This is a genomic window from Kitasatospora sp. NE20-6 (assembly GCF_045862635.1).
Genome location: NZ_BPRL01000069.1, coordinates 18,417 through 38,331, shown reverse-complemented (window position 1 = coordinate 38,331; position 19,915 = coordinate 18,417). Strand labels below are relative to the sequence as shown.

17 protein-coding genes are annotated in these 19,915 nt (G+C 71.6%); 4 read left to right on the top strand and 13 right to left on the bottom strand.

The window, feature by feature from the left end:
* Positions 1-236 precede the first annotated feature (236 nt).
* Complete coding sequence (locus SNE206_RS33825) at positions 237-626, top strand: hypothetical protein (protein ID WP_407917380.1); 390 nt, start codon at positions 237-239, stop codon at positions 624-626.
* Between the two features lie 77 nt (positions 627-703).
* Here SNE206_RS33825 and SNE206_RS33820 read toward each other — a convergent pair whose 3' ends face one another.
* From SNE206_RS33820 to SNE206_RS33790, 7 genes are all read right to left on the bottom strand, one after another.
* Positions 704-1,705 carry a thioesterase domain-containing protein gene (locus tag SNE206_RS33820; protein ID WP_407917379.1) on the bottom strand — a complete coding sequence of 334 codons (1,002 nt, stop codon included), beginning with the start codon at positions 1,703-1,705 and terminating at the stop codon, positions 704-706.
* 41 nt (positions 1,706-1,746) lie between these two features.
* A complete protein-coding gene (locus SNE206_RS33815; protein WP_407917378.1) occupies positions 1,747-2,715 on the bottom strand; it encodes a beta-ketoacyl synthase N-terminal-like domain-containing protein in 969 nt (322 codons plus the stop codon).
* On the bottom strand, positions 2,712-3,845 hold the full coding sequence (locus SNE206_RS33810) for a beta-ketoacyl synthase N-terminal-like domain-containing protein (RefSeq protein WP_407917377.1): 1,134 nt from the start codon (positions 3,843-3,845) through the stop codon (positions 2,712-2,714). The genes SNE206_RS33815 and SNE206_RS33810 overlap by 4 nt, the downstream gene beginning before the upstream one ends.
* On the bottom strand, positions 3,842-5,626 hold the full coding sequence (locus tag SNE206_RS33805) for an AMP-binding protein (protein ID WP_407917376.1): 1,785 nt from the start codon (positions 5,624-5,626) through the stop codon (positions 3,842-3,844). The genes SNE206_RS33810 and SNE206_RS33805 overlap by 4 nt, the downstream gene beginning before the upstream one ends.
* Before the next feature lie 168 nt (positions 5,627-5,794).
* Positions 5,795-6,529, bottom strand: a complete 735-nt coding sequence (locus SNE206_RS33800; RefSeq protein WP_407917375.1) for a nucleoside 2-deoxyribosyltransferase — start codon at positions 6,527-6,529, stop codon at positions 5,795-5,797.
* Between the two features lie 133 nt (positions 6,530-6,662).
* A complete protein-coding gene (locus SNE206_RS33795) occupies positions 6,663-7,379 on the bottom strand; it encodes a uracil-DNA glycosylase family protein (RefSeq protein ID WP_407917374.1) in 717 nt (238 codons plus the stop codon).
* 129 nt (positions 7,380-7,508) lie between these two features.
* Positions 7,509-8,732, bottom strand: a complete 1,224-nt coding sequence (locus SNE206_RS33790; protein WP_407917373.1) for a methyltransferase domain-containing protein — start codon at positions 8,730-8,732, stop codon at positions 7,509-7,511.
* A 751-nt stretch (positions 8,733-9,483) separates the two neighbouring features.
* Between SNE206_RS33790 and SNE206_RS33785 the strand changes: the two genes are divergently transcribed.
* From SNE206_RS33785 to SNE206_RS33775, 3 genes are all read left to right on the top strand, one after another.
* The gene (locus SNE206_RS33785) at positions 9,484-9,918 is read left to right on the top strand and encodes an HD domain-containing protein (protein WP_407917372.1); all 435 of its coding nucleotides are present in this window, start codon (positions 9,484-9,486) and stop codon (positions 9,916-9,918) included.
* A gap of 254 nt (positions 9,919-10,172) precedes the next feature.
* A complete protein-coding gene (locus tag SNE206_RS33780; RefSeq protein ID WP_407917371.1) occupies positions 10,173-11,066 on the top strand; it encodes a glycosyltransferase family 2 protein in 894 nt (297 codons plus the stop codon).
* A 145-nt stretch (positions 11,067-11,211) separates the two neighbouring features.
* Positions 11,212-12,579, top strand: a complete 1,368-nt coding sequence (locus SNE206_RS33775) for a tetratricopeptide repeat protein (protein WP_407917370.1) — start codon at positions 11,212-11,214, stop codon at positions 12,577-12,579.
* Positions 12,580-12,607: 28 nt separating this feature from the next.
* Here the strand turns inward: SNE206_RS33775 and SNE206_RS33770 are convergent, their stop codons facing one another.
* The 6 genes from SNE206_RS33770 to SNE206_RS33745 form a co-directional block, all read right to left on the bottom strand.
* Positions 12,608-13,972, bottom strand: coding sequence for a hypothetical protein (locus SNE206_RS33770; RefSeq protein WP_407917369.1), 1,365 nt, complete (start codon positions 13,970-13,972; stop codon positions 12,608-12,610).
* On the bottom strand, positions 13,969-14,277 hold the full coding sequence (locus SNE206_RS33765) for a hypothetical protein (RefSeq protein WP_407917368.1): 309 nt from the start codon (positions 14,275-14,277) through the stop codon (positions 13,969-13,971). The genes SNE206_RS33770 and SNE206_RS33765 overlap by 4 nt, the downstream gene beginning before the upstream one ends.
* Before the next feature lie 548 nt (positions 14,278-14,825).
* Positions 14,826-15,818: a hypothetical protein gene (locus SNE206_RS33760; RefSeq protein WP_407917367.1), complete on the bottom strand. Its 993-nt coding sequence runs from the start codon at positions 15,816-15,818 to the stop codon at positions 14,826-14,828.
* A 417-nt stretch (positions 15,819-16,235) separates the two neighbouring features.
* Entirely contained in the window at positions 16,236-17,345 is a 1,110-nt protein-coding gene (locus tag SNE206_RS33755) for a hypothetical protein (protein WP_407917366.1), read from the bottom strand.
* Positions 17,342-17,878: a helix-turn-helix transcriptional regulator gene (locus SNE206_RS33750; RefSeq protein WP_407917365.1), complete on the bottom strand. Its 537-nt coding sequence runs from the start codon at positions 17,876-17,878 to the stop codon at positions 17,342-17,344. The genes SNE206_RS33755 and SNE206_RS33750 overlap by 4 nt, the downstream gene beginning before the upstream one ends.
* The gene (locus tag SNE206_RS33745; protein WP_407917364.1) at positions 17,875-19,884 is read right to left on the bottom strand and encodes a glycoside hydrolase family 15 protein; all 2,010 of its coding nucleotides are present in this window, start codon (positions 19,882-19,884) and stop codon (positions 17,875-17,877) included. Before SNE206_RS33745 ends, SNE206_RS33750 begins: the two co-directional genes overlap by 4 nt.
* Positions 19,885-19,915: the final 31 nt, after the last annotated feature.

Here is a 19,915-nt window from a genome sequence, read left to right as displayed (position 1 = left end):
CTGATTGGGGCAGTGAACGCGGTGACCGGCACGGCTCTTTGTGGCGAGGTTGGCCGGTTCGGCATCGCGCAGGCAGAACGCAGGGCCGACCGCGGGCGCTGCGGCACCGAGTAGGGATGCTCGTCGCATAGAGTGCGGGCGCGCGGGTGTCCACGTCGTTCACCAGAAGGTGATCTTGGGCGCCTTCGCTCTCGTCTCCGCAGGCTTCCCTCGGGCCGCACCACCAGGAGGAATCAGTGTCATCCCCGCAAGTGATCACCCCCGCGGACCAGCTCGCCGAGGCGAAGAGGCAGTTGGGTTTCCCCCGTATCGTCGCGATCTGCGGCTCCACTCGTTTCATGGCCGAGATGGCCGAGGCCGATCTGCGGGAGACCAAGGCCGGGAGGATTGTCGTCAAGCCGGGTTGCGACCTGAAGTCGCCGCACGCAATGTGGTCCGATCCTGTCGAGGCTGAGGCGCTGAAGTTTCGACTCGACGAGTTGCACCGGTCGAAGATCCTGCTCGCTGATGAGGTGCTCGTGGTCGGCGACTACATCGGCGACAGCACCCGGGCCGAGATCGCCTACGCCCGGTCGCTGGGCAGGCCCCTGCGGTTCACGCACCCCGAAGTCGATCCCGACGCCTGAGGGCCCGCCCCCGTACCCTCCGCCAGCACCTCGTTGGAGTTGATCATCTGGCGGGTGGCGTGGTGGTGAGAGCGGGCTCAAGGAGCTGCGGAGCGCATCGCGGCCGTGATGGCGGTAGCGAGGGGCCGCTGGTGGTCCGTCACGTAGAAGTGGTCGCCTTCGTACATCTCGAGTCCGCGGAAGTGCGTGGTGAACGGCTGCCAGGCAAGCAGGCGTTCCTCGCCGATCAGCCTGTCGCGGCGGCCCCCGAAGACCGAGAGCGGAACGGGCAGAGGCTCGGGGACGAGGGGAGGCACCCAGGTGTCCAGGAGTTTGAAGTCGCTGCGGAACGCCGGGGCGAACGTGCGCCAGAGGGCTTCGTCGTCGAGGAGCTGCGGCGTGCTGCCGCCGACGTCTCGCAGCCAGTCTCGCAGTTCGTCGTCGGACATCAGGTGAGGGCGGGCGTCGGCGTCGGCTGCGCCTCGCGGGGTGCCGTAGGCGGACACACCCAGCCAGGTGGGGAGCGGGTTCCCCTCGTGGTGGAGCCGACGGGTGAGCTGGTGGGCGATGAGGGCGCCCAGGCTGTGGCCGAAGAACCCGAAGGGCCGGTCGAGCAGGGGAGCGAGAGCGGTGTGGAAGTAGTCGACCAGCCGGTCGCAGTCGTCGATCAGCGGGAGTGTCTGCAGGTGGCCTCGGCCGGGGGTTTCCAGGAGGCAGAGTTCCCAGTCCTTCGGGAAGTGCTCCGCCCAGCCCCGGTAGAGCAGGTGTGAGCCGCCGGCGTGGTGGAACAGGAACAGGCGCACCGCCGGGTCGCTCAGCGGCCTCGGGCGGATGACCGGGCCGGCCGCTGTCTCGCCGACGCGCTTGGAGACGGCGAGGGCGTGCAGCTCCGCCAGGGTGGCGGCACCGCTGATGACCACGGTGTTCTCCGGCACGTCGAATGCGTTTTCCACGCGGGTGGAGATCTCGAGCATCAGCAGCGAGTCGATGTCGAGGTCGTCGGCGAAGTGCGCGTCGTCGGCGACCTCCCCGGGGTCGATCTCCAGTACGCCGGCTATCAGGGCGCGGAGATCCTCGATGGTCACGGTCGCACTGGTCATGGGTGTTCCCCCGGCTCCTGGTGGATGGACGAGTGGGTCGGTCAAGGAGTGAGCAGCAGAGCGGCTGCCGCGTCGTGGCCAGGGCCTCCGGCCGTGGCGAGCACCCTGCCAGTGGCGCCGCTCTCGAAGTGGGCGGCTGCGGCGGCGCACTGCAGGATGCCCAGAGCCCCCGACAGCGGGCCCAGTTGGGCTTCCAGGTCGATGTGGCGCGTGGCTGCGAGCAGCCGGCGCGCCCCGGCATCCGCCTCGTCCCCGAGCAACAGGCCGACGGATTCCTCCTGCGCCACACCGGCGGCGGCCAGCGCAGCAGAGTGGTCCTGTGCCCGCGCGTACCCGGCGATCGTGGCGCGAGGCCGTGCGCCGCGGGAAGCGGCCGCGTGCGCCGGTTCGAGGACGACGGCGACCGCCGCGTCGGTGGACTGCCGGCCGAGCAGCTTCGCCGCCACGTCGTTGGCCGGTTCGACGCCGACGACGACGGCCGCTTCGGCGCGCCCGGCCACGATGAGGTTCCGGGCCCAGGCGAGGGCGTCCAACCCGCTCGTGGCGCCGTTGCAGACGGTGAGGTTGGGGCCGCGCAGCCCGTAGCGGATGGCCACCCAGCCCGCGGTGACGTTGCTGGAGGTCTGGGGCAGGCCTAGGGGGCTGAGAGCCCTGACGCCTGCTCCGGCGATGGTGGCGGCGGCTTCGCAGACGCTGTCCGCGTTGCCCAGGTTGGTGCTGGCCACGACCGCGGTCTCATCGGCCGCCCTCGTGAACGCGGCGGCGTCGTCGGTCAGGCCCGCGTCGTGGAGGGCGAACTCGGCAGCCCGCAGGGCGAGGCGGGACGCGCGGTCCTTGTGGCGCAGTTCGCGTCCGCTGAGTCCGGTGGCGACATCGAAGCCGCCCTCCCCCGGCAGGGGCCCGAGGAGGTCGCCGTACGTCGCCACGCCGGGCAGCGCCAGTCCGATGCCCGTGACGACGACCTCCCGGACGTTCGGGATCCTCCTGTGCGCGGTGTTCGTCGTGCTCATCGGGCTGCCTCCACGATCGCGACGGCGTTGATCCCTCCGAAGCCGAACGCGTCGATCTGCGCGATGGCCAGGGGGCCGGCCGCGGGGACGCCCCGCACCAGGCCCAGGCCCGCGGCCTCGGGGATCGGGTTGGTGAGTCCCAGGACCGGGGGGACCGTTCCTTCCCTCATGGCGAGCACCGCCATCACGAGGCTGAGAAGTCCCGAACCGCCCAGGGTGTGGCCGGTCATCGCCTTGACGGCGGTCATCCGCGGACCGGGTCCGGCACCATCGAAGATGCGGCGCAGGACGCCCGCCTCCGCCGCGTCGTTGCGGGGGGTTCCGCTGCCGTGCAGCATCACCAGGTCGATGTCGCGGGCCCGCACCCCCGCCCTGCGGTGGGCGTCGAGCACCGCACGGGTGATGCCGTCGGGGTCGGGCGCGGTGGCGTGGTGGGCGTCGCAGTTCATGCCCACACCCCGCACCCGAGCGTGCACGGGCCCGCTCCCGGTGCCAGCGCGCTGGACGACGACGGCCGCCGCGCCCTCCCCCATCAGCATGCCCTTGTGCGTGGCGTCGAATGGGCGCAGCGCCTCGGGGATGCCGTTCTGCACCCGGTCGAGCGTGCCGAAGCCGCTCTCGGTGGCAGCGTCGGTGCCCGCGACGACGACCGTGTCGGCCGTGCCGGCCTCGATCATGTCGGTGGCCAGGCCGAGCGCGTACAGCGTGGCGGAGCAGGCGTTGGCGAAGGTGTAGGTGGTGGACGCCCCGAAGGCCGCCTTCAGGGCGGTGCCGAAATGCAGGTCTTCGAGGGCGACTTCCACCCCGTCGCGCCACCACAGTTCGAGGCTGCGCTGCTCGCGCATGGTGGTCCCGACCAGTACGGGTATCTGGGAGAGGTCCTCGCCCAGGCCCGCGTCGGCGACCGCCTGGCGCACGACGGCGGTGAGCCAGCGGGTGGCGCGCCGCGGGATGTCCCCGCCGGCGGGCCGGTCGTCGATCTCGTAGGCGTAGGCCGCCCGGTACTTCTCCGGGTCGAACGCCTTCAGGGGTGTGCGGCTCTCCTGGCCCGCGCACAGCACGGCGAAGATCTCTTCGGGGCTGGCGCCGATGTTGGCGACGGCGGCCATGCCCGTGACGTCCCAGGTCACGATCGGGCAGCCGCCTTCCTCAGCTCGAAGGCGGCCAGCTTGCCGGTCGAGGTGGTCGGGAGGGCGTCGAGGAACTCCAGGCGGGCGGGCCGCTTGTGGGCGGCGAGGCCGCCGCGGATCGCGGCGCTCACCGCGCGCCGCACCGCGGCCTCGTCGGATCCCGGCCGGGCCACCAGGTACGCCACGGCCTGCTCCAGGCCGTCGGCGTCGCGGCCGCCGACCACCACGCAGTCCTGGACCCCTGCCGCGCCGCGGATGACGCTCTCGATCTCGCTCGGCACGACCTTGTAGCCCCCCAGATTGAGCAGGTCGTCAGCGCGGCACAGATGGATGAACGTGCCGTCCGGCGCACGGCGCACCACGTCGCCGGTGTAGGCACCGCCATCGGCGAAGGTGAGCGCGGCGGCCTCCGGGCGGCCGATGTAGCCGAGGGCGACGGTCGGGCCGGCGATGTGCAGCCGGCCCTCCTGGCCGTCGGCGACGGGCGTACCGTCCGCGGCGCGGACGGTCGCGGTAATCCCGGGCACCGGGACCCCGAAGGTACCCGGGCACCCGGTGTCCGGCGGCGTGCCGACGACGATGTGGAGCACCTCGGTGGCGCCGAGCCCGTTGAGCACCCCGGCCTGGAACGCGGTGCGGATCCGCTCGCCGAGCGGAGCGGGCAGGTTCTCGCCCGCCGCCACGCACAGCCGCACGGAGCCGGAGGCGAGCTCCGTCCCGGGGGCGTTCAGCAGCGCGGCGTACACCCGGGGGACGGAGAACAGCACGGTGGGCCGGTGGCGCTGCAGCGCGGCGGCCAGGGAGTGGATGTCGACCGGGCCGCGGACGAGCGCGACACGTGCGCCGGCCGCCAGCGGGCACAGGACGGAAGCGCCGAAGCCGTACCCGAAGCTCATCCGGGCGCTGGAGAGCACGGTGTCCTCGGGCGTCAGCTCCAAGGCCGTGCCGACGCCGTCGGCCATGGCCGCGATCGCACCCGCCGAGTGCCGCACCCCCTTGGGCATGCCGGTGCTCCCGGAGGTGTACTGCACCAGCGCCTCACGCCCCGCACTCCACACCACCGGTGGCCCGGCCTCCCCCGGACGCCGCGCGGGGCCGGGCTCGGCCGCCGCCAGGCCAGCGCGGACGTCGGCGCCGGCGAAGCGGGTGGCCGTGGCGAACAGCGCCTCCAAGGCGCGCTGCCGCGTGGGGGCCGCGTCGAGGTGCACCGTCGCGGCGGCGCAGTCCGCGGCGACGTAGCGGACTTCATCGTCCGTGAGCACCGGGCTAATCAGCACCGGGACGCAGCCGTGCCACCACAGGCCGAGGACGGCGACGACGGTCGCCACCGAGTCGTCGGCAACCAGGAGGCCGCGGGCGCCCTCGGGCACGCACGCGGCCTTGAGGGCGCCCGCGTACCCGCGTGCCGCCTCCAGGAGGCCCGCGTAGGTGATCTCCCCGGCCTGGGGGTCGAGGTAGCTGGCCTGTCCGCCCCGGCCAGCGAAGACATGACCCGCCACCAGGTGGTCGACCAGGTCGATGCCCTGGGGGTTCGCCGCCCTCTCACTGAGCACGCACACCGCGGCGTCCAGGCTGGTGAGGGCCGCGGCTTCCTCGGCGGACAGGGGGCCGAACTCGCGCTCGACCGCTGCCGCGACCGCGACCTTCTCCAGGGAGCTCATGCCGAGGTCCTCGTAGAACAGGGCGCCGGGCTCGACGTCTTCCCTGTCCACTTCCAGGACGGACGCCACGATCTCTCGCAGCTTGTCGCGCGTGGTGTCGGTGGTCTCTGCGTCGCGCACCGGCGGGGTCCTTTCCGTATCTTCGTGGCCGAGAGGGGGATCTGGTGGGAAGGAGAGCGTGAAGGAGGCGGAGCCCTGCTCCCGGGGCTGCACCGGCCGGGACATCGCTTGACTCCGGTCGGAAAGGAGAAAACGGGGGCGGAACGCCGCAGTTCTCGGCGGGAGCGCTCAGGCTCCGAGGCCGACCTCGCAGGGGAAGCGGACGGAGACGCCCTGGGGCTCCTCGGTGAAGATGACCCTCTTGGAGATCGCAGCCATGAACCCGAGCTCGAAGATCGTGCCCTTGCCGACGGACCCGCCGGGGTTGCAGACGACGACGGCGTCGGCTCGCCGGAACGCGTCCATGTGCACCAACTTGTGCCGCCACGTGTCGCGGTCGTTCTTCAGGTGGTCCTGGTAGTCGAAGAGGATGAAGTCGGTGCCCGCGGTCTCCGGCTTGATCCTGGTGCTCAGCGGGCTGAGCACGTCGGCACCGCTCTCGCGCAGCCGGGCGACGGTGTCCTCGATGTCCCCGAGGGACTGCTGGAAGCTGCCGCAGACGACGGCCGTCCGGAATTCCCGCCGGATCACGCCTTCCATCATGTCGTCCGAGTCGCACGCGGACATGCCCGTCTCCAGGTAGAACCGCTGCAGCTCGGGCCCCACGATGTTGAAGTAGAGGCCGGTGTCGACGTAGACGCTGGTGACCAGCGCGTCCGCGTCCGGCTGCGGGAGCTGCTGGAACGCCCCAGTGGCGTATAGCCGCGTTCCCGTGTTGTCGACGACCTCCTGGAACTCCTTGAGGCCGGCGCAGAACTCGCCGACTCGCTCGGCCAGCGCCTCGGGGGCGAGGTTGCCGTCGTTGGCGAACTGCTCCCTGCCGAGCAGTTCCAACTCGCCGCTCCGGGAGCGGAAAACGCTCACGCGCCCCGCGTCGAAGTGGACCAGGACCCTGCCTTCTGCCGCCAATGTACTGCTCTCCTTCTTCTCGTTCCGATGTTTTGGGGCGCTACAGCCCCAGTTGAAAGGGTGGACGAGCGTTCCGGGGGCGTGCCGACTATTCGCCTTGTCCACGGAAGGCGCGGAGGTACTTTTCGGCGAACTCCTCCTCCCTGCCCCGGTTGTACTGGGTGATGAAACGCGGGTGTTCCAAGGGCACGATGCTCCCGAAGAAGTGCTGCTCCTCGTTCAACTTCGTGAGAAACCTGAAGTTCTCGCCGCTGCCGATGCAGTAGCACACCGAGGCGTCGGTGCCGAATTCAAGCTGCCGCTCCAGGGTTTCCACGAGGAAAGGGCGCAGGAGGTCCAGCAGCTTCTTGTTCTCGTAGTAGTTGCAGTTGACCTCTTTCCCCTCGGGCTTCGTTCTCACCAGGCCGAGGGGGCACACAAAACTCATGACGAAGTCGGCGTAGAACCTCTCGCGGCCCCCGTAACGGCTGATGACGTCGTGCAGGAACCCGGCAGAGGGCCGGCTGACCGCGTAGCCGTCGACGTCGAATCCCGTCTCGCTTTCGAGGAGCTTGGCGTCTTCGAAGGGGACCCCGGTCACGGCCGTGCCGCGTCGGGCGGGCGAGCTCCCCAGCACCAGGCGGCGTGGCCTGTCGTCGCCGTAGTACTTCCCGTAGAACGCCGTCGTCACCTCCCGGACCCGGTCCTTCTGGGGCCCGTTGAACGGATTGACGACCGCGAACCCGGGAGGCACTTCAAGAGTCGTGCCCGCAAGGCCCTCGTTGAACTGCAGGATCCGATCGGCGACAGTCGTTCGCGCGGCCATTGCAGAAGCCCTTCCTTCACGCCGGCCCCTCGGACCGGTCCGGTCGCACCCCGGCTGTCCGCGATTCGTCCCTCCTCCGGAACCGGCGGGACGCCGCGGGCGCGCCCCGCTGGAGGGAGGACGGAAACGTCAGGCGGCGACAGCCGTCAGGTATATCTCGGTAGTTTTCGGATGGATTCGAACATATTTGAATCCGGCGCGGTCGAGCTCCGCGCCGATCAGATCGGCCGTGTCCATCCCGCGATAGAGATCGACGAATTCAGTGCCGGGGGTGATCAGCCCGGGTATGACGCAGCCGCGCTGAGTGTACAGAAATCCGTTGGCCACGGAGACGATGATCGCCGCACCGGGCTTCAGCACCCGGTGCGCCTCCGAGGCGGCCGCGGGCGTGTCGAAGAACGACGAGTTGTACGTCCTCAGGGAGACATAGAGACCGAAACTGTCGTTCGGCAGGGTGGACAGGTCTTCGGCACTCGAGACGAGAGTCTTCGACGAGGGAATGCGTCCGCCGATATTCGCAAGGCCACGTTCCGCGATGTCGACGAAGGTGACCTGCGGGCAGTCCGAGAACAAGGCTGCCGCCTCAACGCCGGCGCCGACACCGACGTTGAGGACGTCGACGGCAGACAGCGGCACCGCGGACACACTCCTGTAGACCGACATGAAGTCGTCCGCCCACCCCGGGTTGGCCGCGCGGGCGTCGACCTCGTAGTCGTAGGAGCCGTACTTCGCGTCGAACGCTTCGGACAGTACGCCGCCTACAGCGCGATCGGCCTCCTCGCTCCCGATCCCGTACCTCTGGCAGAGGAGCGACGCGAGCGCGGTCCTCCCCCTGTTCGCATTGACGTCGTCCCGGGAAAGCACGAAGCCCCTTGACCCCAGCCCGGTGGAGACGGCTTCGCTGATGCGGTGCGCGAAGTAGTGGGGGTTGCGGACGATGTTCTGCTCGCTCGCCGCGTAGAGGCCCCGGTTCTGCTCGAGGATCTCCCGCTGCAGGTCGTCCGGGAAACGGTCTACACGACCCCGTGCGGTGACGGGGTCGTCGTCGAAGTAGGTCGTCAGCGCGGGGTCGGGCAGGCCGATGTACACCCTGTCGACGTGCACTTCCTTCAAGAGTTCGGCAAGCTCGAACGACCGGTCCGCCGACAGGGTGTTGACCGTCAGAAACACGCTGTGCGCGCTGGATGTCCCGAGTTCCTGCATCTTGCCCCGCAGGGCGCGGTACCAGGACGTGCCGCCCTCTTCGCCCTCGAAGGCGGAGCAGATCAGCTCGTTGTTCTCGGAAACGAGCGCAACGCCGACCCGCAGACCTGACTGCGGCCCCCGTTGTGCGACGTCAATGACGTGTTGCATCCAATGGGTCCTGTTCGGGATCATCTGGACCTCCATTTCTCAACTCGCACGGCACGCATGGGGGCGTCATCGCTCCTCGGGGCATGGGCAGATCGGCTCGGCCCGGGACGCATGGCACGGACGCCGCAGGCCCCGCGGCGGTCGACCAGCCCCCGGGGCGCTCAGGGGAACAAGCACACAGCAGATCGGCCTCCGGCGGGAGGCACGTTCGGGGGGCACTTTTCAATGAGAACGATTTTCGAACGGGTCGACCCTGCCGCGTACGGGCGACCGCCCTCGCCCCCTCCTCCTTCGGGCGGCATTCGATAGTCGATTCGAGCGGCCGGAAGCATCCGGCGCCTCTGAGCGGGGCGATGATGCACGGTCGCCCGGACCTGCGAGCCTGTGCGCAACTGCGTTCCACGACCACGGACATGACGTGAACCGACCTGCGATTCGGACCTGTGCCGCTTCGCGCTGCGGTCGTCCCAGTGAACCCGGCACACTGCCCGTCCGGGCAGGGGCCAGGGGGCACGAACACGTTCATCGTGTTCATGATCGAAAAAGTGGCGCAGTGGTGACCGGTGGGCGTCCGCGCGGAGGGCACCGTGGCCTCCGAGCGCAGCCGGCCTTCGCCGCGCCTCCCAGCAAGTTCTCCTGGACCACTGGCCTTCCGGACCGCGCGCCGTATCCCCGGTATCGGCACGCGTGCTGGAGCCGGTCCACTACCTTCTGCAGCAGACGATCTGACGCACCGGCAGGAGCACGTGACGTGACCGAACAAATCAGCGAACTCCGGTTCACAGGAACCGCCGCTCTCCAGTTCGAGGCCCGGGAGTTGGGGGATCTGCCGCGCACCGGCTGGCGCTACGACGGCGTCCCCCTGGCCGCCACCGAGACCGTCGCCGACCACAGCCACAGCGCCGCCCTCATCGGCCTCGTCCTGGTTGCGATGGAAGGTGCGGACCCGGGCCGTACCGCCCTGCTGTGCGTCCTGCACGACCTGCCCGAGACCCGCACAGGCGATCAGACACCCGTCACCCGACGCTACGTTGCCGCCGCCCCCCGCGCCGTGGCCGGCGACCAGGTCGCCGCCGCACACCCGAACGTCCGGGACGTCGTGCTCGGCGCCATCGGCGAGATCGAGGACGACAAGACCCCTGAAACCCGGTGGGCGGCAAGGCCCTGCGCTGCCGCGACGCCCTGAAGACCGACTCCGCACACTGCCTGGCCGCGGCCGCCGAGACCATGGACCCGGCGCAGTGGCAGCACGACCTGCTTCGCGTCCCCGCCGCACGATGACCGCCCGCACCAGCCCCGCCCGCAGGCGCCGGCTGCGGCGATCATGAACGCGATGAACGCATGCGCGGCCCCGGCCCCCTGTCCTAGCCCGGTAGGTGGCGCTTGACTGGTCCCACCGGACCGCCCCGCCCCTTCGCCCCCTCTGCTCCCGGAGCACGCATGACCCCCACCGACACTGCCCCCGCCGGGGTCGACGCTGTCGTCCTGACCATGAATGACCGCCCCGAGCAGGCCACGGCGCTGCAGACCCTCCTCGCTCAGGAAGGAGTCGACCTGCGCGTGATCGTGGTTGGCAACGGCGTCCAGCCCGAGGACATCCCCGCCAGCATCACCACCCTGGCGCTGCCCGAGAACGTGGGCATCCCCGAGGGCCGCAACATCGGCGCCCGGGCACTGGCGGAAGACGGCGGCGGCGAGTTCGTGTTCTTCTTCGACAACGACGCCCACCTGCCCGCCCCCGACACCCTGGCCCGCCTCGTCGAGGCCGCTCGCCGGCACCCGCGGGCCGCCTGGGTCCAGCCCCGGATCGCCGACCCTGACACGGGGGTGACCGTCCGGCGCTGGGTGCCCCGGCTGCGCACCGCGGACCCCGACCGGCCCGGCACCGTCGCGGCGATGGCCGAGGGCGTCGTCCTCGTCCGCCGCCGCGCCTTCGATCAGGTCGGCGGGTGGCCCGGCCATTTCTTCCTCTACCACGAGGGGTTCGACCTGGCCCTGCGGTGCTGGGACGCGGGCCTGACGGGCTACTACGCGCCGCAGGTCGTCGTCCACCACCCCGCCAGCGATCCCGCCCGCCACGCCCTCTACCAGCGTTTGGTCGCCCGCAACCGGGTCTGGGTCGCCTACCGGCGCCTGCCCGCGCTCCTGGTCCCCCTCTACATCGCCACGTGGGTCGCCATCACCGTCCTGCGGGCCCGGCGTGCCCCCCGCACGCTGGCCCCGTGGTTCTCCGGCCTGTGGGAGGGGCTGCGCGGCGGCCACGGCGAGCGGCGCCCGATCTCCTGGCACACCGCGTGGCGCCTGACCCGGGTCGGACGCCCCCCGGTGATCTGACCACGGACAGGCCCGGCCCCGGCACCGCCCCCGTGGCGGAAGGTGATGTGCTGCTTTCGCGCAGTCGCGGGCCGAGGTGGGCAGCGCCGCTAGCGTGGTCGCCACCGACCAGGTCCGTCGGTGGTGCGATGTCAGGGGGCGGGCAGTGGCGACACCCAGAACACCCAACCAGCAGCTGGCCGGCGTGATGGACGAGGCCGGCCTCACCCTCGAAGCGCTGGCCCGCGCCACCAAGGCGGTGGCAGCCGAGTCCGGAGTCCGGCTGGGCACGTCCCGCTCGGCCGTCCACGCCTGGGTGAGCGCCGGTGCCGTTCCGGCGGGCAACACCCCCGCCTACGTCGCTGAGGCTCTGTCCCGAAGACTCCGACGACCTGTCACGGTCACCGAGATCGGCCTGGGCGAGGACACGAGCACCGACTTCATGCTCCTGAGCCCCGCGGCCGCCGCAACCGAAACCGGAAGGCTCCTCGTGCACCACCGCCGCGATTTCCTCGCCCTCGGCTTCTCCGCCGCGGCCCTCCTGGCCCCGCTGGCGCTCGATCCCCGCACCGCCACGGCGCTACCCGCCGCCGGCCCCAGACGCCGGATCGGCAGCGGCGAGGTCACGGCGGTACGCCAGTTCACCGCCGTCTTCCGGACCTCCGACGAGCTCCTGGGCGGCGGGCACGGCCTCAGCGTCGCCGGCGTCTTCCTCAGCGACGTCGTCGCGCCGATGCTGCACGGCACCTACGCCGACGACCGCGTCCGCGCCGACGCCTTCGAAGCCGCCGCCGCGCTGGCCACCCTCGTCGGCTTCAAGTGCCACGACGCCGGATACGAGGGCGTCGCCCAACGCCACTACCAGCTCGCCGTCCGCCTCGCCCGCGAAGCCGACCCCGACGACCGCACCGGACAGGCCGCCTGGGGCATGCGGGCCCTCGTCCACCAGGCCCTCGACCTCGGACAGCCCGCAGGCACCGTCGACCTCGCCGAAGCCGCCCTTGCCCGTACCCGCGGCCGCGTAGACAAGCGCACCGAGGCCCTGCTGCTCATCACCGCCGCCCGCGCCCACGGCGCCAGCGGCAGCCCGCACGCCGCCTCGGCCCTGATCGATGCCGCCCGCGACGGCGCCCGTACCGGCACCGACGCGCTGCCCGCCTACGCGGCAGCCGCCGGCCCCACTGACGCCGTCATCGCCTCCCACACCGGCCGCACCCTGACCGAGATGGGCCACCACGCCGCCGCCGAGCGGCATTACCGCGCCGCCCTGACCGACCGCACCGACCACGCCTACCGGCGCACCCGCGCCCTCACCCTCGCCAACATCGCCCGCGCCGTCGCCGCCCAGGACCGCCACGAGGAGGCCGTCGACCTCCTCGCCCGCAGCCTCGACCTGACGGACGGCATCGCCTCCCACCGGGCCCGCCGCGAACTCCTTGCCATGCGGCCGAATTTGGCGCTGTACGCGCGGCGCGGGATCCGCGGCGCGGCCGACCTCGCGGACCGCGCCTCCCGCCTGGCGGCAGCCTCGTAGGGCACCCCGCCCGTACCGGGCGCAGCAGTCACACGGCGGGTGGCAGTTCGGTGCGAATCCGGTGGACCACTTCGCGTACCCCCGGCTCGTCGCGCCACCGGCCGAGCCGATCCACCAGGTCGTGCAGGTAGGTGTGGGCGCGCGGCGAGCGGACCCCTCTGAGGATGTCCACCGACCGGCACGCCTCATCCAGCGCCGGTTCGAGGTCGCCGTCGATCAGATGGACGCCGGCCAGCACGGCACGCCTGATGCCGACCGCCCGGGTGAAGCGCTCCACCGGCATCGTCCCCGCCCGGTCGGCCCACACCATCGCCGACCGGGTCAGGCCCAAATCCCGGTGCGCCTCGACGCCGTCGGTGGCCAGCCGCTCCGAGGCCATGTACGAGAGCCACCCGGGGTCGTGTGATCCGGGTCGGATCCCCGACAGCAGCCTCTCGCACAGGGCCAGGGCCGCTCCCGCGCCAGCGCCGTCGCCCTGCTTGGCCAGGGCCCGGGCTTCGGCAAGTTTGCAGAACGCCAGGACCCTGGGGGCGGCGTGCCCGCGTCCGCGGGCATAGGCGGCGGAGGCCATCTCCACGGCCTGCGCGCACCGGCCGGCCAGATACGCCGAGAGGGACATCGTGGCCAGGACGTAGCAGCCCATCTCCACGTCGCCCGCGGCGCGGGCCATGCGCAGCGCCTGGATCAGGAGCCGGTCGGAGGCGGCGCGGTCGCCGGCGTCCATCGCCGCCCACCCGGCCACCCGCGACAGTTCGGCCAGCGCCCTGTGCAGGGCCTGCCCCGTCGAGTCCGAGTACGTGCCCTCCAGGAGCGGCCCGGCTTCCCGCAGGCAGTCCATGACCTGGCTGCGGCGCCAGTTGCCGCCTCCGAAGCGGGAGTCGGCCACCTGCGCTTCGGCCGCCGCCGACCACAGGCGCTCGACGTCAGTTGGGCCGACGCGCACTGATCCGACGTGCTCGTCCGGCTCGTCGGCCGGGTCGGCCAGCCAGCGGAAGGTCGGCGTGGTGAAGGTCGCGCCCGCCGTCAGCAACAGGTCACGACGGTCCACGCTTCTCCAGCAGTTCACGGCGCCCGCAAGGGCGGCCTCGCGGTCGTGGGGGAAATCCAACCCGGTGTCCGTCCCGGAAACCGGCGGGACGCCCCACCCTGCATCCGAAAGAGTGACCACCCGGCCCAGAAGGTTGCCGAGCACCTCGACGACGCACTCCTGCGCCGCCTTCCTCGGAGTCGTGCCGGCCAGCCACGCGGCGACGTGGGTGTGGGTGTACGCCGTCCGCCGAACGCCCGCCTGCGCCGCGGCGTTGACGAGGCGGGCGAGCTCCCGGTGCGACGCCCCGCACACGTCGACGAGTGCGCCCAGCCGCACGTTCGGCTGCCTCGTGTCGCCGGTCACGGAGCGACGGTGACCAGGTAGACGTTGTGCTCGCGGTAGCTGTCGTAGTCCGATGGGCAGCCTTGGCAGCTCTCGACATGCACAGTGGTGGTGCCGCGGTTCTTCGCCCGGAACACCAGGTACAGTTCCCCGCCGTTGCCGGAGGTCTCCACCCATCCCTCGGCCGGTTCCCGGTCCGCCCCATCGAACTCCAGCACCGCCGGATCGGGGAGGGGCTCGATGGGCAGGTGCTCCATGCCGGGGTCGACCGCGACGTGCCAGTGCAGTGAGGACGTCTGGCCGGGCCGGACCTGAACCTCCCTCACGTCAGGGGGGTAGGTGTAGCCGTGGACCAGGTGGCGGCCGTGCTGGGCAGCGGGGGCCGTCAGCAGCGGCGGGAGGGCGAAGGCCGAGAGGATCCTGCCCGCCCCATTCCGTTGCCTGCGCGTAGTGGATCGCGGTCGGCGGTGGTTGGGCCAGTTGTGGGGCGGCCCGGTGCGGGTGGGTACGGGGTGGGGCGAAGGGCGGTCAGTCATGGTCTGCTCGCAGAGATTTTGGGTCGCGGGGAACGGGATGGTCGGGCCGATCGGGGCGGCCGCGCCGAAGGCGCCGGCCTGGGCGCGGCCGCCCTGGCCAGGCGTTCAGGAGAGCCGGCTGACCGACTTCGTCACCGTGCGGGGCTGCCGGGTCGCCAGGCGGTGGACGGCATTCCAGAGCGCCATCAGCGCGAGGATGCTCAAGGCGATGACCGACGTACTGGTTCCGGCGTCGGCCATGCCCTGCCGGGCAGGCCCGGGGCGCCGACCGCCGGGTGCGCCGGGGGACGCGATGTTTTACGGCCAGGCCGCGGCGTGTGGACGCGCGATGAGGGATCTCACAGGACACCACCGGTGGAAGGGATCTCGGTGACCGGACGACGGTCGGCGGTGGGGAGCTCGAACTCCGAGTGCGCCAGGTGCATCACGGCCTGGAGCTCGGAGTGCGTCACCGCTGCATCCGGCATCAACTCGCGGGCCTGCTCAGGAGTGGCAAGCAGCCGGATCGGCATCGGCGCGCAGGGTGCCGGGACCAGCGGACCGACGACCCTCAGCCTCGCCGCCACACTCGCCGTTGCCTCGTCGCCGATCAGATGGTGCCCGAAGACCTCGCGGTCCTGACTGAGCGTCGCCTGGGCAGTAGTCGCGGCCACCGCTCCCAGCGCCATCATCGGATCCTCCCCTCCTACACCGCCAGGCAGGCCGGTGCGGCCGGTGGCCGGGTCATGGAGCAGCAGGACCCGGCCGTCCGGTGCGAAAAGCCAGCCCCGGACGTGCGTCGGTGTTCCGTCCCAGCTGTAGCCGAGCATCCACCGGCCCTCCGCAGCCACGGTGCGGCTGGCCAGGACGCGGTGGCGGTCGAGCGCACCAGGATGGCGCGGCCTGCCGTGTTCGAGCTCGGTGACGGTGCCCTCCACGCGGGCGTGCAGAGCAGCCAGCAGCAGGCGTGACCATCGCGGGGGAAGGACCTTGTCCAGGTCGCCCGGCGCGACGAACCGAGCCTGGCCACCCGCCTCGAGTTCGGCACGTCGAGCAGCAGTCGCCTCTCCCCCATAGAGGTGGACGATCTCCGCACTCCCCGTGGTCTCCGGAGCGGGAGCGGTCCAGTCGACAGCCAACAACCGGCCGGGCACCGCGTCGTGCCCGGTCTGTCCGAGCAGCGCACGCACGGCCGCGTCGTGCGGGCTCTCCCCGCTGCTCACGGGCATGGCAAACGGTTCTAGGTGCTCGCCGGCCGGACGAAGGGCCACCCGGCCATCCGGAGCAGTAAGGACAACGACAGTCTGAAGGGAGTGGACCTGGTCGATGCCAGAGGTGGTGCGGGTGGGCAAGGAGACGTCCTTCGTCGAGTAGGGGATGGCAGCGGGAACGGCGGCGAGCCCGGTGTGCGTCAGGCGGATCGCGCGCTGGAGAGCATCCGCTGGTACGCACCCGTGGGGTGCGGCCACCGGGGCGGCGCGCCCGCCCTCCGGTCTGTCCGGCTCGTTGACGACCCACGACTGCTTCGGGCGAGTCGGAGCACAAACGGTGGATGGCCGTCTGCGCAGCTCCGTCCACCGCCTGGACCCCGAACACAGTCGTGGTGACCTGGGGCAGTCGGCCTTCGTCGGAGCCGATCAGGGCGTCTACGTCCTGGAAGTGTTCGCAGAACAGTCGCAGCAGCTGCGCCGTCGTCGTGGCGAGCGCCACGGCTCGGAGGTCGCGGGCGTCCAGCACGGCGGCCCCCTGGAGGGAATCGGCCACCTGCCTTACCCCGCCCGGTTGCGCTGGGCGGCGTCAGGACTGTTCACGACCGCCGCTCCGGGCGGCCCGTCACCGCTGAGGCTACGAGCCACCCTCCCCGGCATGATGCCGATGTCCGGCACCAGCGTGACGGGGCGCCGCAGGGCTGTCGGCACTCCCAGCTGGGCTGCAGCGCTCACCAGCGCCTCCAACTCACGGTCGGCCACCTGCCCCGGACACAGCTCCTGTACCTGCGCAGGGGTGGCCAGGATCCGTGCGAGGCGGGTCGGGCCGGGTTGCTTGGGCTGCGCTCCAATGTGGGTGACGACGGTGGCGATCCGGGCTTCGCTGTGGTGATGGCCGAGGAGCCTGGTCCGGACCGGGTCGATGTGGAGTCCGAGCAGAGCGCCCGCATAGGTAAGGGCAGTTGTCGGATCGGTGCCGTCGACCAGTCCGCCTGGCAGGCGGGCGTGGCCGGTGGCAGGGTCGTGAACCAGCACGGCCCGCCCGTCCGGGGTCAGTAGCCAGCCGCCGACACCGGTGACGGTGTGTACATCGGCTGCGGGCCCGGGACACCAGGTGCCCACGGTTGGCCTGGGCGGGGTAGCGAGGAGACGGGGCAGATCCACCTCGGCGGCCATCGTGGGATGCCCGTACTCCAGGAACGCTGTGATGTCCTCGATCCGGGCGGCCAGCGCGGCCAGGATCTCCCGTGCCTCGCCCGGAATGCTCCTCTCCAGCTCCCAAGGCGCGACCAGCACGGCGGTGGCCCGGTTGCCGGCATCGGCCGTGAGTGCCGCAACCTGCGCACCGCTGAGTACAGGGTGGTCGTGGACGATCAAGGCCTCGCCCACCCGACCGGCGCCGCCCGGCTGAAGCGAGACGGCCAGCTGCCGACCGGCCGTCAGCCCGATCAGGTTCGTCGCCTCGGCAGTGCGTCGGGCGGCCACCGTCTTGGGCACAACGCCGGTGGGGACAATCCCGCCGGGCAGTGCCGGGCGCGTGCTGCCGTCCGGCGAGGGCGTCGGTACAAGCACGATCCGGCCCTCAGGGGTGAGAAGAAGCAGCGCGGCGCGGATGCGGTAGTGCGCCGTGTCGGCCCTGTCCGGTTCGACCGTCGTCGGGTTGCCCGTCATTGAGTTGCTCCGGGGGTCAGGCGCACGTCCGGGTAGAGCGGGGAGATCACCGACAGGGCCACGGTGCCGGAGGCGATCGCGGTGAACGCCGCCTGGGGCCGGCGGGGACCTCCGAGCTCAGCCACCACGTCAGTGAGGTAGCCCCGGGCGGTGTCCCGCGGCACCTCAAGGCGCTCGGCGATCTGCTCTTCCTCCAACCCGGAGATCAGCAGTTCCAGTGCGCGCCGTCGGCGAGGCGCCAGGTGCAGCGGGCCGCGCAGGTTGGGCAAGGCGAGGTCCGCGCTGGTGAACCGGCGGTGTGCAGCGACCATCGCACCGGCCTGCGGCAGGTGCAGGGCCCCCAGCAGGTCGCACACCCGGTTGGCGGCGCCCGCGACTTGCGCCGAAGCCAGACCGACCAGCCGAGCGCGGTCCTTGAGCCGGCCCGGTGTCAGGACGAAGCGCACCAGCTGCCAGCTGTCCTTGTCGAGGGCAGGCAGCGCGGGCAGGGACGGGGGAACGTCGGCGGCCGGGGTGTGGGCGGTACGGGTCACGACAGCGCCACGACCTGGTGGGTGGCGCCCACGCCCGTCTTGGCATCGGCCGGGGTCCGCTGGCTGGGCAGAGCGGCCCTGGACGTCAGGTCGGCAAGCAGCAGCGCAGTGTCAGCCAGCGCGGCGAGGGTGAAGCCCTGGGGCAGGTTGCCGAGCAGGCGTCCGGCGGCCGAGTCCCATTCCTCGGCCAGCAGCCCGGTAGTGCCGCGCAGGGCGAGGAGGCGCTCGAATCGCGTGATGGCCTCCTCGCGGCGGCCGATCATCGCCAGGGCGTCGACCTCCCAGAATCCGCAGAGCAGGAACGCGCCTTCGTGCCCGGCCAGGCCGTCGACCTGGTGCTCGCCGTGGCGGCCAGCACCCGGGTAGCGCAGGAGGAATCCGCCGGTGGTGGTGAGCTCACGCTGGACGGCCTCTATGGTGCCGATCACCCGCTTGTCGTCCGGCGGCAGGAACCCCATCCGGGGAAGCAGCAGCAGCGCGGCGTCCAGGTCTGCGCCGCCGTAGTACTGGGTGAACGTGTTGCGCTCGCCGTCGTATCCCTGCTCACAGACCTGGGCGTGGACGGCGTCGCGGGTGGCGGCCCACCGTGCCACGGTCTCCTGCGGCACGCTGGCGGCACCGGCCTGGGCCAGGCGAACTGCCCGGTCGAGCGCCACCCAGCACATCACCTTCGAGTGGACGAAGTGACGCTGCGGGCCGCGGACCTCCCAGATCCCGGCGTCCGGCTGCTCCCACAGCTCTTCCAGGTGAGTGACCAGCTGCGTCCACAGTGCGGTGACCGGCCTGGTGAGGGGGATTCCCGCCTGGTGGGCGTGCCAGATCAGGTCGAGGACCTCGCCGTACACGTCGAGCTGCAGCTGGCCGGCGGCGCCGTTGCCGATGCGTACCGGCGTCGAGTTCGCGTAGCCGGTCAGGTGGTTCAGGGTCTGCTCTGTCAGGTCGTGCGTCCCGTCGACGCGGTAGATCACGCGCATCTGCCGGGCGTCGGCGCCGACCGCACGGGCCAGCCAGCGGAGCCAGTCCTCCACCTCGGCCGTGCGGCCCAGGCGTAGCAGGGTCATGCACATGAGGGCGGCGTCGCGCGGCCAGCAGTAGCGGTAGTCCCAGTTGCGTTCGCCGCCGATTTCCTCGGGCAGGGAGGTGGTGGGGGCGGCGATGATCGCTCCGGTCGGGGCGTAGGTGAGGGCCTTGATCTGGACCGCCGCAGCGATGGCCTCGCGCGCGTATGGGCCGCGCGCGGTGAGGGTCGTCGTCCAGGCGGTCCAGAACGCGCGGGTGCGCGCCAGTTCGGCGTACGGGTCGGGAAGCGGCTGGCTGCTGTGGTGTTCCCCGTGCCAGGTCAGGCTGAGGGTGAGCTGCTCGCCCTGCTTCAGGACCAGGTCGGTGACCGCGGTGGCGGCGGCAACCCGGGCCGGTTCCTCGTTGACGCCCGCGGTGGCGGGGTGGTGGACGTCCAGCACCAGTGCGGCCGGGCCGGCTGGGGCGACGAAGCGGCGGTGGGTGCCTTCCTGGTCGAGGCTGGGAGCCATCAGCGGCACGGTCGCGCCGTAGTCGGGGCGCGGCGCCAGCACCGAGCGGACCTGCACTTGCCCTTCGAGTGCTTCGGCGATCCGGATCAGGCGCGGCCCCGCCGTGTCACTGGTGGTGTAGGGCGGCATGAAGCTGGTCACCCGCAGCCGGCCGCCCTCCGTCGCCCACTCCTGCACCAGTACGGGGGCGCCGTCGGGGTCGTAGGTGTGCTGCACGGCCAGTGTCGGGCCGGTGGCGGGCTGCACGCTCCAGTGGCCGTGGGCGGGGGTCCCGAGGAGTGCGGCGAAGATCGCTGGGGAGTCGGGGCGGGGTCCTGCGCCCCACAGCACACGGCCGTGCGGGTCGATGTGGACGCTCGCGCGTAGGTCACCGAGGTGGGCGAGGTCTTCCAGGCGCGGGCTCCGCCAGGCGGGCAGGTCGGTGCTGGCGCAGTCGGGCGAAGCGGGGGTAGCGGCCTGGTTGGGGGTGGTGGGCATGGGTCGTCCTGGTTTCAAGGGTGGGTGGTGG